10 protein-coding genes and 2 rRNA genes (1 of these 12 running past the window's edge) are annotated in these 15656 nt (G+C 39.2%); 10 read left to right on the top strand and 2 right to left on the bottom strand.

Annotated elements, in window-relative coordinates; translation table 11 throughout:
* From CALHY_RS11410 to CALHY_RS11375, 8 genes are all read left to right on the top strand, one after another.
* Positions 1-2204: ribosomal RNA gene (locus tag CALHY_RS11410) — 23S ribosomal RNA — on the top strand (it extends 750 nt beyond the left edge of the window).
* 74 nt (positions 2205-2278) lie between these two features.
* A 5S ribosomal RNA gene (gene rrf / locus CALHY_RS11405) occupies positions 2279-2395 on the top strand.
* A gap of 344 nt (positions 2396-2739) precedes the next feature.
* Positions 2740-3456, top strand: coding sequence for an HAD family hydrolase (locus tag CALHY_RS11400; protein WP_013404099.1), 717 nt, complete (start codon positions 2740-2742; stop codon positions 3454-3456).
* A complete protein-coding gene (locus CALHY_RS11395) occupies positions 3425-5692 on the top strand; it encodes a glycoside hydrolase family 65 protein (protein WP_013404098.1) in 2268 nt (755 codons plus the stop codon). Before CALHY_RS11400 ends, CALHY_RS11395 begins: the two co-directional genes overlap by 32 nt.
* A gap of 226 nt (positions 5693-5918) precedes the next feature.
* Entirely contained in the window at positions 5919-7145 is a 1227-nt protein-coding gene (locus CALHY_RS11390) for an ABC transporter substrate-binding protein (RefSeq protein WP_013404097.1), read from the top strand.
* Between the two features lie 99 nt (positions 7146-7244).
* Complete coding sequence (locus tag CALHY_RS11385) at positions 7245-8132, top strand: carbohydrate ABC transporter permease (RefSeq protein ID WP_013404096.1); 888 nt, start codon at positions 7245-7247, stop codon at positions 8130-8132.
* Positions 8133-8175: 43 nt separating this feature from the next.
* Entirely contained in the window at positions 8176-9009 is an 834-nt protein-coding gene (locus CALHY_RS11380) for a carbohydrate ABC transporter permease (RefSeq protein ID WP_013404095.1), read from the top strand.
* Positions 9010-9100: 91 nt separating this feature from the next.
* Positions 9101-10120 (top strand): LacI family DNA-binding transcriptional regulator, encoded by a 1020-nt coding sequence (locus tag CALHY_RS11375; protein WP_013404094.1) that lies wholly within the window; start codon positions 9101-9103, stop codon positions 10118-10120.
* A gap of 71 nt (positions 10121-10191) precedes the next feature.
* On the opposite strand, the gene CALHY_RS11370 is transcribed toward CALHY_RS11375, so the two are convergent.
* Positions 10192-12537, bottom strand: a complete 2346-nt coding sequence (locus CALHY_RS11370) for a glycoside hydrolase family 65 protein (protein ID WP_013404093.1) — start codon at positions 12535-12537, stop codon at positions 10192-10194.
* A 202-nt stretch (positions 12538-12739) separates the two neighbouring features.
* Between CALHY_RS11370 and CALHY_RS11365 the strand changes: the two genes are divergently transcribed.
* Positions 12740-13108 (top strand): hypothetical protein, encoded by a 369-nt coding sequence (locus CALHY_RS11365; protein ID WP_013404092.1) that lies wholly within the window; start codon positions 12740-12742, stop codon positions 13106-13108.
* 108 nt (positions 13109-13216) lie between these two features.
* Positions 13217-13903: a family 1 encapsulin nanocompartment shell protein gene (locus tag CALHY_RS11360; protein ID WP_238524531.1), complete on the top strand. Its 687-nt coding sequence runs from the start codon at positions 13217-13219 to the stop codon at positions 13901-13903.
* A gap of 274 nt (positions 13904-14177) precedes the next feature.
* Here CALHY_RS11360 and CALHY_RS11350 read toward each other — a convergent pair whose 3' ends face one another.
* Complete coding sequence (locus CALHY_RS11350; RefSeq protein ID WP_013402019.1) at positions 14178-15608, bottom strand: ISNCY-like element ISCahy1 family transposase; 1431 nt, start codon at positions 15606-15608, stop codon at positions 14178-14180.
* Positions 15609-15656: the final 48 nt, after the last annotated feature.

Raw genomic sequence — 15656 nt, 5'->3', positions numbered from 1 at the left:
GCCAGGGTGAAGTGTGGGTGAGACCACATGGAGGCCCGAACCGGTCGTCGTTGAAAAGGCGTCGGATGAGCTGAGGGTAGTGGAGAAATTCCAATCGAACCCGGAGATAGCTGGTTCTCCCCGAAATAGCTTTAGGGCTAGCCTCAAGTGATGGCCGCTGGAGGTAGAGCACTGATTGGGCTAGGGGCGCAAAAACGTTACCGAACCCTATCAAACTCCGAATGCTGGCGGCGTGAAGCTTGGGAGTCAGACCACGAGCGATAAGGTCCGTGGTCGAGAGGGGAACAGCCCAGACCGACTGCTAAGGTCCCAAAGATGTGGCTAAGTGTGCAAAGGATGTTCAGCCGCGAAGACAACCAGGAGGTTGGCTTAGAAGCAGCCATTCCTTTAAAGAGTGCGTAACAGCTCACTGGTCGAGCGGCTGGGCGCCGAAAATACTCGGGGCTGAAGCCACACACCGAAGCATCGGGTTTAAGCTGGGAATATATCCAGCTTAAGCGGTAGGGGAGCGTTCTGCGGTAGGGTGAAGCCCAAGGCGAAAGCCAGGGTGGACGAGGCAGAAGTGAGAATGCCGGAATAAGTAGCGCGAGGCAGGTGGGAAGCCTGCCCGTCGGAAGCCCAAGGGTTTCTGGGGAAGGCGAATCCGCCCAGAGTTAGCCGGGGCCTAAGGCGAGGCCGAAAGGCGTAGCTGATGGGTATCAGGTTGATAATCCTGAGCCACCTGCCGGAGGATACCCTACGAGGCGGGACGCAGGAGGAGCAGGCAACCGGGGAGTTGGTATACCCCGGCCAAGCGGCGAGTGGGCGTGCGTAGGCAAATCCGCGCGCGCGGTAACCATGAGCCGTGATGGGGAGCCGAAATTAAAGTAGGCGAAGTGCTGAGCTTCACACTGCCAAGAAAAGCGTCGCGTAGGCGAAGGCAGGTGCCCGTACTGGAAACCGACACAGGTGGGCGAGGAGAGTATCCACAGACGGACGGGTGAAGCACCGCTAAGGAACTCGGCAAACTGACCCCGTAACTTCGGGAGAAGGGGTGCCTAAGGTGAAAGCCTTAGGTCGCAGGGAATAGGCCCAAGCGACTGTTTATCAAAAACACAGGTCTCTGCCAAGCCGAAAGGCGAGGTATAGGGGCTGACGCCTGCCCGGTGCTGGAAGGTTAAGGGGAGGGGTTAAAAGCTCCGAACCGAAGCCCCAGTGAACGGCGGCCGTAACTATAACGGTCCTAAGGTAGCGAAATTCCTTGTCGGGTAAGTTCCGACCCGCACGAATGGCGTAACGACTTGGGCGCTGTCTTGGCGGTGTGCCCGGCGAAATTGTGGTACCAGTGAAGACGCTGGTTACCCGCGGTTGGACAGAAAGACCCCGTGGAGCTTTACTGCAGCCTGGCACTGTGTTTTGGTGTGCCTTGTACAGGATAGGTGGGAGGCTGAGAAGTGGGGGCGCCAGCCTCCATGGAGCCGACGGTGGGATACCACTCTGGGTGCACTGGAGCACTAACCAGACACTCTGAACCGAGTGATGGGACACTGTCAGGTGGGCAGTTTGACTGGGGCGGTCGCCTCCTAAAAGGTAACGGAGGCGCCCAAAGGTCACCTCAGCACGGATGGAAATCGTGCGGTAGGAGTGCAAAGGCGGTAAGGTGGCTTGACTGTGAGGCTGACAAGCCGAGCAGGGACGAAAGTCGGGCTTAGTGATCCGGCGGTTTCAAGTGGGAGAGCCGTCGCTCAACGGATAAAAGTTACCCCGGGGATAACAGGCTGATCTCCCCCGAGAGTCCACATCGACGGGGAGGTTTGGCACCTCGATGTCGGCTCATCGCATCCTGGGGCTGAAGTAGGTCCCAAGGGTTGGGCTGTTCGCCCATTAAAGCGGTACGTGAGCTGGGTTCAGAACGTCGTGAGACAGTTCGGTCCTTATCCGCCGCGGGCGCAGGGTATTTGAGGGGAGCTGACCCTAGTACGAGAGGACCGGGTTGGACGGACCGCTGGTTTACCAGTTGTACCGCCAGGTGCACGGCTGGGAAGCCAAGTCCGGATGGGATAAACGCTGAAAGCATCTAAGCGTGAAGCCCACCCCAAGATGAGATACCCCACACCGTAAAAGGTGGTAAGGGTCCTGGTAGACTACCAGGTAGATAGGCCGCATGTGTAAGCGCTGTGAGGCGTTGAGCAAGGCGGTACTAATGGCCCGAGGAGCTTGACCGCAAGATAAGCTTTCTCCCTATTCACTTGCGAGGCTGCTTAAAAAGCTGCTGAAAAAAATGAATATAGGTAACAAATCCGGTGGCGAAAGAGCGAGGGAAACACCCGTTCCCATTCCGAACACGGAAGTTAAGCCTCGCAACGCCGATGATACTGTGCTGGAGACGGCACGGGAAAGTAGGTGGCTGCCGGATTTTTTATTTTTGTATGTGTGTTAAAAAATAACAAACTGGGCAAAATTTAAAATTGATCATGTGTTTGCTTTAATCTCTTTTATTTTTTATAAAGTAAATTCTTTAATGAGTCATCACATCTAAATTTTTGATTCTTCCACACTCTCACTTTTTTTGAACTCTTCATATCCTGCGTACAACAAAATTTAATTCTCCTGTAAATTTTCCGTCGGCCATGGTATATTGCGATATTTTAAATAGTTATTAAAGAAAAATCGAAAATAATCGAAAACGATATTGAAAACAATTCGAAAAACTTTTATAATAATCTTATATCACAATCTCAGCAAAGGGGTTTGCTTTTCATGGGAAAAATCAAGGCAGCCATTTTTGACATGGATGGGGTTTTAACAGACACCGTAAAGCTACATTTCAGAGCATGGAAGAAGATGTTTGAAAGCCACGGTTATAAATTTGAATATGAAGATTACAAATTGAAGGTTGATGGGAAACCAAGGCTTGATGGCATAAGAAGCATTGCTTGTGATGTGCCAGAAGACAAGCTAATAGAGATGGCTGAGGAAAAACAAAAGATTTTTTTGGAATTTGTTGAACAAGAAAATTTAGAAGCTTTTGAAGATAGCATATGGCTTTTAAATCATTTGAAGCAAAATAATATAAAACTTGCTGTTGCATCTTCAAGCAAAAATACCACTAAAATTTTGACCAAGATAGGAATTTACAATATGTTTGATACAGTTGTAACAGGGTATGATTTCAAAAAAGGGAAACCTGACCCTGAAATATTTCTTACTGCGGCAAAAAAACTAAATGTAAATCCAAAAGACTGCGTAGTGTTTGAAGATGCCATAGATGGGATTAAAGCAGGCATTTGTGCGGGGATGCTTACAATTGGTGTCTGTAGAGATGGTCAATTTGATAGGCTAAAAGAAGCTCATTACGTGGTTGATAGATTAGATAAGATTAGTTTAGAACTTCTTGAAAATCTTAATGAAAAACTTTTCAAAAAGGTTTGGGAGGTTCTCGACAATGAAACTTTCAGAAAAAAACTGGCTGATTGAGCAGGAAAGTTTTGGAGTTTCACATAGATATGAAACATGTTTTGCTCTTACAAATGGGTATATAGGAATAAGGGGAATCAACGAAGAGTGTTTTTGTGATGAGACGCCAGGCACTTTTATAGCGGGTATATTTGACAAAGACACAGCTCAAGTTACAGAGCTTGTAAATTTGCCAAATCCAATAGGTCTTAGGATATATATAAATAGAGAATACTTAAATCCTTTGAAATGTGAAATTCTTGAGTTTAAAAGAGTTTTAGACTTAAAACAGGGACTGCTTTTCAGAAAATTGAGACTAAAAGATGAAAAAGGTAGAATTACATCAATAGAAGGATTCCGATTTGTCAGCATGAAAAATAAAAATCTTATTGTTCAAAAGTACAATGTGGTTTGTGAGAACTACTCAGCAGTCTTAAATGTAGAAAGTTTTATTGATGCGAACACCATGAACTCCAAGGATACTCCAAACGATAGGGTAAAACATTATGAAGTAGAAGATAAAAAGGACTGCAAAAGCTGTATATTCCTTGGTATTAAAACAAAGGATAAAAGATACAAAGTGGGAATAGCGAGTTCTACAGAGGTTTTATTAGATGGTCAGATATGTTATTTTAATAGATTTGTAAAAGATTTAGGAAGCATTATTACCGAAAACCTTGAGGTTGAGGCAAAAGAGGGAAAAAGTTATGAGATTGTAAAGCTGAGTGTATTGGTGTCCTCGAGAGAAAACGTTGAGGATATTTTTAAAAGTTCTATAAGCAAGCTTGAGAGAGCAAAAGAATTAGGTGTTGAGAGGCTGTTTTCTGAGCATATAGAAGAGTATGACAAGCTCTGGGATGTTAGTAAACTTGAAGTAATTGGTGATGAGGTTGCAGATAGAAGTCTCAAATTTAACGTTTTCCATCTACTTAGTATGGCAAATCCAGAAGATGAACATGTAAGTCTTGGTGCAAAAGGCCTTCACGGAGAAGGCTACAAAGGCCATGTTTTTTGGGATACAGAGATATTTATGCTCCCGTTTTACATTTACACAAATCCAAAAGCTGCAAGGTCAATGCTGATGTACAGGTACAATCTTTTGGACGCTGCAAGGGAGAACGCAAGGAAAAATGGATACAAAGGTGCGCAGTTCCCCTGGGAGTCTGCAGACACCGGACAAGAGGAGACACCAAAGTGGGGGTACGATTATCTTGGCAATCCTGTTCGAATATGGACAGGGGATATAGAATATCATATTTCAGCAGACATAGCTTTTGCAGTTTTAGAGTATGTGCGTGCAACAGATGACATAGAGTTTCTTTTAAACTATGGTGTGGAAATTGTGATTGAAACAGCAAGGTTTTGGGCTTCAATTTGTAAATACAATGAAGAAAAGGATAGGTATGAAATAAATGATGTGATAGGTCCGGACGAGTTCCATGAACATTGCAACAACAATGCTTACACCAATTATCTTGCAAAGTGGAACTTAGAAAAGGCTTCTGAGCTTTTGACATTCTTGAAGGAAAATTACCCCAGCCATTTTGAAAGGTTAGTAAAAAAAATAAACTTATCAGAAGATGAACCTTTGAACTGGCTAAAAGTTGCATCAAAGATTTATATTCCATACCATTCTGAAACAAAGCTGATTGAACAGTTTGAGGGATATTTTAATCTTAAAGATTTTATTATTGAAGAATACGACAGCAATAATATGCCAGTCTGGCCGAAAGGTGTTGAGCTTGACAAGCTAAATAGCTATCAGCTCATTAAACAGGCAGACGTTGTGATGCTTTTGTATTTGCTCGGCGACCAGTTTGATGAAGAGGTTATGAAAATAAACTATGATTACTATGAGAAAAGGACAATGCACAAATCATCTTTGAGTCCGAGCATCTATGCTTTGATGGGAGTAAGAGTGGGTGAGACAAAAAGAGCATATATAAACTTTATGCGTACCGCTTTGACAGACCTTGAAGACAATCAGGGCAACACAGCTTTGGGGATACATGCTGCATCTTTGGGCGGCACATGGCAAGTTTTGATATTTGGTTTTGGAGGTTTAAAAGTTGAAAAGAATGATGTTCTATCTGTCAATCCGTGGCTTCCTGAAAAATGGGAAGCTTTGAAATTTAGCATCTGGTGGAAAGGAAACTTGCTGGATTTTGTCGTCACTAAAGAAAATGTTGAAATTAAAAAAAGAGTGGAGAAAAGCAAAGTAAAAGTCAGAGTTAAGGGCAAGGAAATAGTCCTGTAGTTTTTAAACTTCGCTGTGAGGAAAATCTTCACAGCGAGTTTTATTTTACGAAAAGATTTCGAAAAAGTTTGATAGTAAGGAGAACATGAAGCATCCTTTACTTATGCTTAATAAACAAAATTCAAAAATTAATTAAAAAACCTATAGACAAAATTACTAACTTGTTGTATAATAAAATTATCGAAAACATTTCCGAAATATTTAATTCAAAAAGGAGGTTTGTTTTATGAAAAAATTTCTAACAATTTTATTAACGCTAATTTTCCTACTTTCCTTGATTGCAGGAATGGGTGCTGCGCAAAAAGGAGTTTTTGCCACTTCCAAGATAACTTTAAAACTGGGTGCGTGGGCATCTTCCCCTGCTGAGAAGAAGATTGTTCAAAACCAAATTGCAGCATTCAAAAAGCTGTATCCAAATGTTGATGTGAAAATTACTGAAATTGTCGGTGACTACAACCAAAAGATGCAGCTTCTCATGGCATCTAAAACAGAGCCTGATATCTTTTACATGGATTCAATGCCAGCATGGCAGTATATTGCAAAAGGTGTTTTAGAGCCGCTTGACAGCTGGATGAAAAAGTACAATGTCAAAACAATTGGTTATGAGTCATCACTTCTCCAGCCATTCATATACAAAGGAAAAGTGTATGGACTTCCAAAGGATTATAATACATTAGTTTTGTTCTACAACAAAGAGATGTTCAAACAAGCTGGTCTAACTCGTCCACCAAGGACTTGGCAGGAACTGAAAGATTATGCTAAGAAACTTACAACAGGCAAGGTTGTAGGTCTTACAATGAATCTTGAGCTTGCAAGAATTCAACCTTTTGCATATCAAAATGGTGGTAAAGTATTTGATGGCACAAAGCCAGTCTTTACCGACCCGAAAGCCTTGGAAGGCTTAAAATTTGCACTTGACCTTTTCAAAGAAGGAATATGCAAGACTCCGAAGGATTTAGGTGCTGGCTGGGTTGGGGATGCATTTGCTGACAAGAAAGCTGCTATGACAATTGAAGGTGGCTGGATGATTCCATTCTTAAACGACAGAAAGATACCAAAAGACTCATATGGAATTGCAGAACTTCCTGCAGGACCAGCTGGCAAGTCAACAATGGCATTCACCGTTGCATATGTAATGAGCAAAAATTCAAAGCACAAACCTGAAGCGTTCAAACTTATAAGATTCTTAACTGGAGAAGGTGGTCAAAAGTATGTGGTTGAAGCAGGTCTAGCACTTCCTTCATTAAAGAGTGCAGGTGTAAACTTTGCAAAAACTTATCCAGAGAGAAAAGCGCTTGTTGATGGTGCAAAATATGCACAGGTCTACTTCTATGGTCTGGATGGTACAAAAGTTGTGGATGTCTTCAACAAAGCATTTGAAGATTATGTAATTGGCAAAAAGTATGATCTTAAGAAGAACATTGAGGAAAGAGTAAAGCAAATCATGAAGTAAAATAGAAGATACTACCTGGAAAATAATCAAGGCAGGTAAAAAAGCCTGCCTTGATTTATAAGAATATAACTGTAAGTTATAGGGGGATGTGAATAAAAAATGAGAAATAGAACAAAAGCCCAAGAATACTTGACAGCTTTTGTCATGCTGCTTCCTTATATACTGTCTTTTTGTGTATTTTTTGCTTACCCGCTTGTAAAGGCTTTTGTGATAAGTTTTCAGAACTTTTCATTCTTAGGAGATGCTCCACCTAAATTTGTAGGCCTTGCTAACTATAAAGAAGCGCTGACAAACAAGATGTTTTTAGATTCTATTCTTAACACGCTTTATTATTCGGTTTTAGTTGTTCCTACTCAGCTTATTATTGCTCTCATTTTAGCTGTGATAGTAAATGACAAGGTGAAATTCAAGGAGTTTTTCAGGACAACATATTATCTTCCCACAGTTACATCACCTGTAGCAGTATCAATTATATTTCTGTTTTTGTACAAAACAGATGGGCTTGTGAATCAGATTTTAAGGCATATTGGGATTACTCCCCGAAACTGGTTCAATGAACCTTCTTTTGTGATGCCCGCAATTGTGAGTGTTGCTGTTTGGGGGTCTGTAGGGTTTTATATGGTTACATTTTTGTCTGGGCTTTCAACAATTCCAGACCAGCTTTATGAAGCTGCAGAAGTTGAAGGTGCAGGAGAGCTTACAAAGCTTATTAAAATCACAGTACCTCTTTTAAAACCGATGATATTTTTCAACACAGTTGTATCTTTTATTAGCACTCTCCAGATGTTTGATTTGTCATACATTATAGGTGGTTCTGATGGTGGTCCTATGGGAAAAGCAATGACAATGGTTGTGATGATATACAGAACAGCTTTTAAAGAGTTCAACATGGGAGTTGCCTCAGCTATGGCGTTTGTTGTGTTTGGGATTATCTTTCTATTAACATTAATTCAGCGAAAATTATTTGGCGAGGAAATGTCATATTAAGTAATGATTTTTCTGGATTATCGAAAAAGGAGATGAGAAAAAGGTGTGGAAGAAGGAAAATACCTATGGGATTGGAATTAAAATAGCGCTATACACAATCTGCATATTATGGACAATAGTAACATTAGTACCATACTTTATTGCTATTATAACCTCTTTAAAACCTGTAGAAGATGTAACAAAATTTTCAATTGATTTTAGAAAACTCAGCTTAGATAGCTATAAATATATCACAACAGAGTTTCCGTTTATGAGGTGGCTTTTTAACAGCTTTGTAGTTGCAGTGGCTGTGACAGCTGGTAATCTGCTTTTTAATTCCATGGCAGCCTATGCTCTTGCAAGGCTTAACTTCCCATTCAAGAAGGTTATTTTTTATATTATCATAGGCACAATGATGATACCTGGACAGGTACTCTTGATTCCTATTTACCTTATTCTAAACAAACTTGGCTGGATTGATTCGTACAAAGGACTAATCATTCCATGGCTTGTGAGTGCATTCTATATATTTTTTATGCGTCAGTACTTTTTGACAATTCCTAAGGATTTAGAAGAAGCTGCATTGATTGATGGACTGTCGCGGTTTGGTATATTCTTCAAGATATTTTTGCCGCTATCATTGCCGGCTTTGGCAACTCAAGCAATATTCATATTTGTGGGCAACTGGAATAGTTTCATGTGGCCAAGCATCATAGCTTCGTCTGAAGAGCTGTATACCCTGCCAGTAGGACTCAACTCATTTTACGGTCAGTATTATCAATTTTGGAACCAGGTTTTAGCAGGGGCAATACTTCTTTCTTTGCCAACCATAATAGTTTTCGTGGCATTTCAGAAATATTTCGTCAGAGGAATAGTCACAACAGGACTTAAAGAGTAATAAAAATGTTGAAACAGAAGGCAAAGAAAGTGTATAATTAATTTCAAGGTTTTAGTGAAACATTTCAAAAAACAGAGGGAGAAAAGAAAGAATGAGAAAGAACAAGAATGTGACCATAAAAGATATTGCAAAAGCTTTGGGACTGTCCCCAAGCACTGTTTCAAGAGCGCTCAATAATTACTCAGATATAAACCCTGAAACAAGAGACAAGGTAATAGAGATGGCCAAAAAGCTAAATTACACACCAAACATCTTTGCAAAAAGCCTTGTCACAAACAAGACAAAAAGAGTTGGACTGTTCATTGAAGACATGGAGAAGGAAGGCATATACGGTGTTTTCTATTATGAAATACTTATAAGTTTCAGGAAAGCTGCAATGGACAATGGTTATGAGGTTGTTTTGCTATCAACGTCTTCAGAGGAGCAAAAGAGAGTCTCTTTTGATGCGGTTATGCAGGAAAAAGGGCTTGAAGGTGCATTTATCATGGGACTTAAGATGGATGATGAGTATCTGAATGAAATACAAAAAAGCAGCTATCCTGTTGTTTTGCTTGACATTCCAATAAAGAACTCAAATGTAGGTTATGTGACAACAAACAATCTAAAAGGTGCGCAGCTTGCAACAGAACACTTGATTAACCTTGGACACAAAAAAATAGGGTTTTTGAATGGTCACAAAAAAGCATATGTCAGCCAAGAAAGATTAAACGGTTATATATTGGCACTTAGCAAAAACGGACTTCAGGTTGACAGTGAACTTATTTATGAAGGTGATTTCACAGAAGAAAGTGGATTTAAAGCAGCAGACTATTTTGTCCAAAAAGGTGTCACAGCAGTTTTTGCTGCATCAGACATGATGGCAATCGGTCTTATAAAAAGATTAAAGGAACTTGGGGTTGATGTACCCAAAAAAGTTTCGGTTGTTGGATTTGACGATATATCCTTGGCACGTTACATCACCCCTACTCTTACAACAATAAGACAGAACAAGAGTGAAATGGGCAAATCAGCTTTTTATCTGCTTTTGAACCTGATTTCAAAGCAGCCCATAAACCACATTATTTTAGAGCCAGAGCTTGTAAAAAGAGAATCAACAGCAAGACTGCGCTAAATATATTTTTGTAAGCTCAACAAAAACGGCTGTGAGAAGAAAACGCAAATCTTCTCACAGCCTTTAAAATTTTAATTGGCAAGTATAAATTCTTTAGCCTGCCCTCTTTTCAATTCAAAACTGCTACCATAATGTGAAAGCTGAACACTTTCACCTTCCAAAAGTGTATAGGAAGCTTTGTCTTTTGTGATTTCCACTTTCAAAACTTTTCCCTTGTATCTTACTTTAAACGATAAACATTCAAGCCTTTGAGGAAGCTTTGGTGCAAAGGAAAGTCGGTCTTTGTTTGTTCTCATTCCACCAAAACCAAATACCAAAGCTTGCCAAGCACCGCCCATACAAGCAGCGTGAATTCCATCTTTTGTGTTGTCATTTAAATCGTCAAGGTCCATTCTTGCTGTATATACAAAGTATTCGTATGCTTTGTCTAAGTACCCAAGCTCTGCTGCAAGGATACTAAAGATTGCAGGTGAGAGTGATGAGTCATGTGTTGTAATTGGCTCATAGTATTCATAGTTATTTTTTAGATCCTCAAATGTAAAGTTTTCTCTCAAAAGGTAAATGAGCAAAAGAACATCTGGCTGTTTGCAAACTTGATATCTATAGATGTCTAAATAATGCCAGTTCAAAAGAAGAGGAAACTGATTCTCTGGGATTTTTGACAAATCAAGCCTCTTTTTATAGATGAATGAATCGTCCTGAGAAATAATTTTCAGCTCTGGATTGTACGGCAAATACATGTTATCAGCAATGTTTTTCCACAGTAAAACCTCATCTTTTAAGAGCTCAATTTTTCTACAAAGTTTCTCAAGAGCATTACTATCTTTTTCTTTCAATAGATTATAAAGCTCTGTAGCAAACTCAAGGGTCATCTTTACCATGTAGTTTGTATAAGCGTTGTTGTCAACAAGTGCAGTATACTCATCAGGGCCGGTGACACAGAATATGCAGAACTTTCCGCCCTTTGCTTCACTGAAATGGCCAAGTTCTGAAAAGAATCTTGCAACTTCAAATACAATCTCTGCACCATAGTTTTTTATGAATTCCAAATCATCTGTTGCTTCAAAATACTTTTTTATGGCATACACAATATCAGCGTTTATGTGGTATTGGGCAGTCCCTGCGGGGAAATATGCTGAACACTCTTTTCCTGCAATGGTTCGCCAGGGATATAGTGCTCCTCTGTGGTGAAGCTCTCTTGCCCGCTTTCTTGCTGCATCTAAAATGTTGTATCTATATAAAAGAAGCATTTTTGCAATTTCTGGCTGGGAATATATAAAAAACGGCATTATATAAATTTCAGAGTCCCAGAAATAATGTCCACCGTAACCTTCACCGGTCAAGCCTTTTGCAGCAATGTTTGAAATACCGTTTCTACCTGTTGATTGAAGTAGCGAAAATAGGCTAAATCTTATAGCTTGCTGAATCTTAGGATCCCCTTTTACCACAACATCAGCATTTTCCCAGAAAGTTTCTAAAAATTCTCTTTGTTCTTTCAAAAGGTTTTCAAACCCCATCTTTTTTGCCTCAAGTATTTCAGCAGCACAGCGCTCTTCAATCAAATCTTCTTCAACATCTCTTTGTGTAAAATATGAAAAATATTTTGTCAAATTATATTCCATATCTTTTTCAGCATCAAATTCAATTTCAAATATGACAAGGTTTTTTTCTTTGTCAGCAAAAGATTTATGTTGAAAATCACCAAAGCTCAAGATGTGTTCTGCCATGCAGCCATATGAGAGCCTGCTCTTCTTAGTTTTTTGCATCAGAAAACCCTTGAGCTCAGAACAATGAGCCTTAGATGTCTCAAAAGGAAATTTTTCTATTCCAGATCCAACCCTCACATCTTCTGTCTCAAGCAGATTTGAAGAGTTTCCATCTATTTTACTTACAATCTTTATTCTGCCAGAAAAATTGAGAGGTTTTATTCTAATATTAATTGCTCCTAAATGCTGCCTTTTAAAACATGCAAGCCGCTCAAAAGATATAAAAATTTTTCTGCCACGTTCAGATTCCCAGAGTATTTCGCGTACTACCGTTCCGCTCTTCATGTCTAGTTTTCTGATATGTTTATAAATTTTCCCACTGAACAAATTGAATTTTTCACCCTCAATTGTTATTTCAAATGTCTTTACATCAGCCACATTTACCATTGCCTCGCCACGCTTTGCAAATCCATATCCACCCTCTGGATAAGTTATATCATACTCTTCATAAAAGCCATTGATATATGTTGCTTTAAAGCTCTGGCATTTGTCAGGAAAATCTTCATCCAAGTTTCCCCTCAGACCCAAATATCCATTTGCAACTGTGAATATGGTCTCAAGCATAAAATTGTGCTGAGGATGAAATCCTTCTTCTATTATGTTCCAATCATCTGGCAATAGTATAGATTGCTTTTTGGGGAGCTTTCTCAAGCTGTATTCTCCTTTCGCAGCAAAATCTTTTTTACGTAATCATACCTTATTATAATTTTACAGTCAATGGCTGGAAGTTACTTTTTAAATATGTTTTGGGAATGTTACCGAAATATTTTCGGTATAATTTTGTGTTTAATTGTAAATTTGATGGGTAAAAAATAAAAGAAGTCAAATTCAATTTTATGGGGGTAGATACAAAATGCCAAGTTTTGCAAACCCTTTTCAGGGAAATGTGAACAGGAAAATGACAAAACAGGAGCTCATCCAGGCAATAAGGCTTGACATTGCATCAGAGCTTGAAGCTATTTTTATCTATGATGCTCATGTGCAGGCAACAGATAACGAAGTAGCAAAAAGAGTAATTGCAGATATCAGAGATGAAGAAAAAGCACATGTGGGAGAGCTAATGACACTCCTGAGGATACTTGACCCTGAGGAAGCTGAACACTTTTTAGAAGGTGAGGAAGAAGTGAAAAGTATGCTCAAGGAACTTGGAATTGAAACTGAAGCAAAGCAGGGTGGGTTTACAATTGGAAGTTTAGTTGAAGAAGGAAAGGAGAAAGATTAAGATGTATTTCTTGGGGCGAGACCAATCACCTTTGAAAAGTGAACATTGGAAAGTAATAGATGAGATTGTGATTAATACCGCAAAAAAATATTAGTTGGTAGACGTTTTTTGCATCTTTTTGGTCCTTTAGGACCACAAACACAGACTATTTTTGCCGATGTTGTTGAAGAAGCAGAAAGCAAAAAAGCAGTAAGAAGATATTACCCTTTAAAACAAATTTACGAAGACTTTAAACTTAGCTGGAATGATTTGGAATATATTCTCTCTGGGACAGGACCTTATGATTTTTCTCAAGTTGCAAGAGCTACTTTGGAATGTGCAAAAAAAGAAGATGAATTTATATTCTGGGGTTGTAAAGAACTTGGGCTGGAAGGAATTTTAACTGCAACTGGCACAAACAGACTTAAAAAAGGAAATTGGAACGAGGGAGAGACTGCATATTCTGAGATAGTAAAAGGAATAGAACTGCTGCTAAGAAAAGGATATATAGGTAAACTTGTTCTTGTGTTAAGTCCAGACATTTATGTTCAGCTTTCAAGAATAAATCCAATGGCTGGAGTGTTGGAACTTGAAAGAATTTCAAAGCTGGTAGATAATAACATTTTTAAAACACCAGTACTTGGTGAAGGAAAAGCAGTCTTAATTTGTGCGGAGTTTTCTAACATCGATTTAACGATAGGGCAAGATATGGTTGTAACATATATGGGAAATGACAAGCTTGACCATGAGTTTAGAATTATAGAAACAATTGTACTTCGTATTAAAAACAAGGATTCTATTGTAATATTTGAATAAAATTTAAAATAGGCGTTTGCAAAATAGGTGGTGATTGAAGGTAAAAGGCACCAATACTAACATGAAATACAATCAAGATACAAAAAGAAAAGAGAAGTGAAAACCAAATATTATCAATACCAACAAAAATAATCAGCAACAAACATATGACAAAAATTAACAACTTCAAAAAAGACAATAATATCCTAAGCCTTCTTAACTCCTTGTTTTAGAAGGTTAAGTAAAAACAAAACCAGAAATTTTTTGTAAGAAATAGATTTAAAAAATAGTAGTATTAAGCGATAAGTTTTTTGAGCTTGTTAAGTTTTTTGATAGTCAATTTAGAGCAATAGAGTTTGATATTGTGAGCGAGAATAAACAAGAGCGAGAAAGTAATGGCAGATAGCAAGAAATCAGAGAAAATAGAAATATGGTCATAAGTAGAGATAGTATCAGAGCCCATGTAGGATTTCAGGTGGTAAATAGTCTGCTCTACAGCGACACGTTTTTTGTAGAGGTCAAAAAACTCTTGTGAATTTCTGTTGATACCTGGGAAAGAGCGAAAGTTATCTGGGTATGTATAGAACATTCTACCCGATTTAGAGGTAGTACAAGGCTGAGGGCAAGAGCAGATGCGTTTGCCATCTTTGTATTGTGACATAGGGCAAGTCCATTTAAGGCGCAAAGAGCGATTTTTACCCTGACATTTGCCTTCGGGTTTAAAAGGTTTGTTGAACTTTTTGCAGATAGGGATACCATCTTCAGAAATAACGATATTGGGGTCTGATGTAGGTGTAGTATTTTTAGAAGCTCTTGTATTTAGTGGAATAACGATTTTGGAGAAGTTAAAGGTATTTTTTAAAGTGGAGTATATGTTGTGGGAATCCAAAGCACTGTCGGCGATGAAAGTGGAGAAATTTTTGGGGATATAAGAGAATAAAGTTTCGAGCGAAGGAATTAAACCTTTAGAGTCGGAGATAGCTTTTGCTTCTTGTGGGTCAGAGGAAGGGGAATCATAGTTAAACAGAGGTACTAAAGCTAAAGGGATACCGAGAGCGTTGGTAATGACTGCAAATTTTAAAGCCCAGCAGAAATGGCCATTTACAAACATAAGACGGATGTTAGAATTAGCGTTAGCAGTTTTAGGCAAAGAAGAATAAACGAGAGAGTAGACTTTTTCAGAGGGAAGTTCAGGGTTAGCTTTTGAGGTATTTTTCAGCAGTAGATGAATGAATTTAGGATTGTTTTCACGAACCTTTGGGACAATACCTGTTGTGTCGAAGATTAAGATTGAAGAATCTTGAGGGCATTGTTGGATGGAAATATTATGTGCATGGATAGAGATATTTTGAAAAAGTTTATGGATTTCACTTGCAAATATTTTTCTAAAGCGAGAGAGAGTAGAGATAGAAGGGACATTGCCATGAAGATTACAAAATGAGCGAAGTTCGAATGAGTTGAGTAAGACAGCACGAAGCTGAGTTAAAGTATTGAGTTTGAGCAATTTTTGGACGAGGAAGCAACAAAGCATAGATTCTAAAGAGAAGTATCTATGCTTACCGAAATATTTGTAGTAGGCATTGTAGAAAGAAGAAGGTATATAATGTGACAAGTCAATGAATTTATTGAACAAGCCCAAGAGGCTTTCAGGCTTGTAGAGAGCCGAAGCCTTTAGGTGGGAGAATAGGTCTATGAAAGAAAGTTGTTTAGGTTTGGTGTTGAACATTTTGGAACCCTCCTCATAGTAGAAAATTTGTTTTATATAATCATATTT

It is taken from the genome of Caldicellulosiruptor hydrothermalis 108 (assembly GCF_000166355.1).
Classification (GTDB): domain Bacteria; phylum Bacillota; class Thermoanaerobacteria; order Caldicellulosiruptorales; family Caldicellulosiruptoraceae; genus Caldicellulosiruptor; species Caldicellulosiruptor hydrothermalis.
The sequence above is the reverse complement of the archived record's forward strand: the minus strand, read 5'-3'. Positions and strand labels throughout refer to the sequence as shown.

What these genes read in the sequence shown, in the direction of transcription:
- CALHY_RS11400 (WP_013404099.1), top strand. Translation starts at nt 2,740, where the DNA reads ATGGGAAAAATCAAGGCAGCCATTTTTGACATGGATGGGGTTTTAACA.
- CALHY_RS11395 (WP_013404098.1), top strand. Translation starts at nt 3,425, where the DNA reads ATGAAACTTTCAGAAAAAAACTGGCTGATTGAGCAGGAAAGTTTTGGA.
- CALHY_RS11390 (WP_013404097.1), top strand. Translation starts at nt 5,919, where the DNA reads ATGAAAAAATTTCTAACAATTTTATTAACGCTAATTTTCCTACTTTCC.
- CALHY_RS11385 (WP_013404096.1), top strand. Translation starts at nt 7,245, where the DNA reads ATGAGAAATAGAACAAAAGCCCAAGAATACTTGACAGCTTTTGTCATG.
- CALHY_RS11375 (WP_013404094.1), top strand. Translation starts at nt 9,101, where the DNA reads ATGAGAAAGAACAAGAATGTGACCATAAAAGATATTGCAAAAGCTTTG.
- CALHY_RS11365 (WP_013404092.1), top strand. Translation starts at nt 12,740, where the DNA reads ATGCCAAGTTTTGCAAACCCTTTTCAGGGAAATGTGAACAGGAAAATG.
- CALHY_RS11350 (WP_013402019.1), bottom strand. Translation starts at nt 15,608, where the DNA reads ATGTTCAACACCAAACCTAAACAACTTTCTTTCATAGACCTATTCTCC.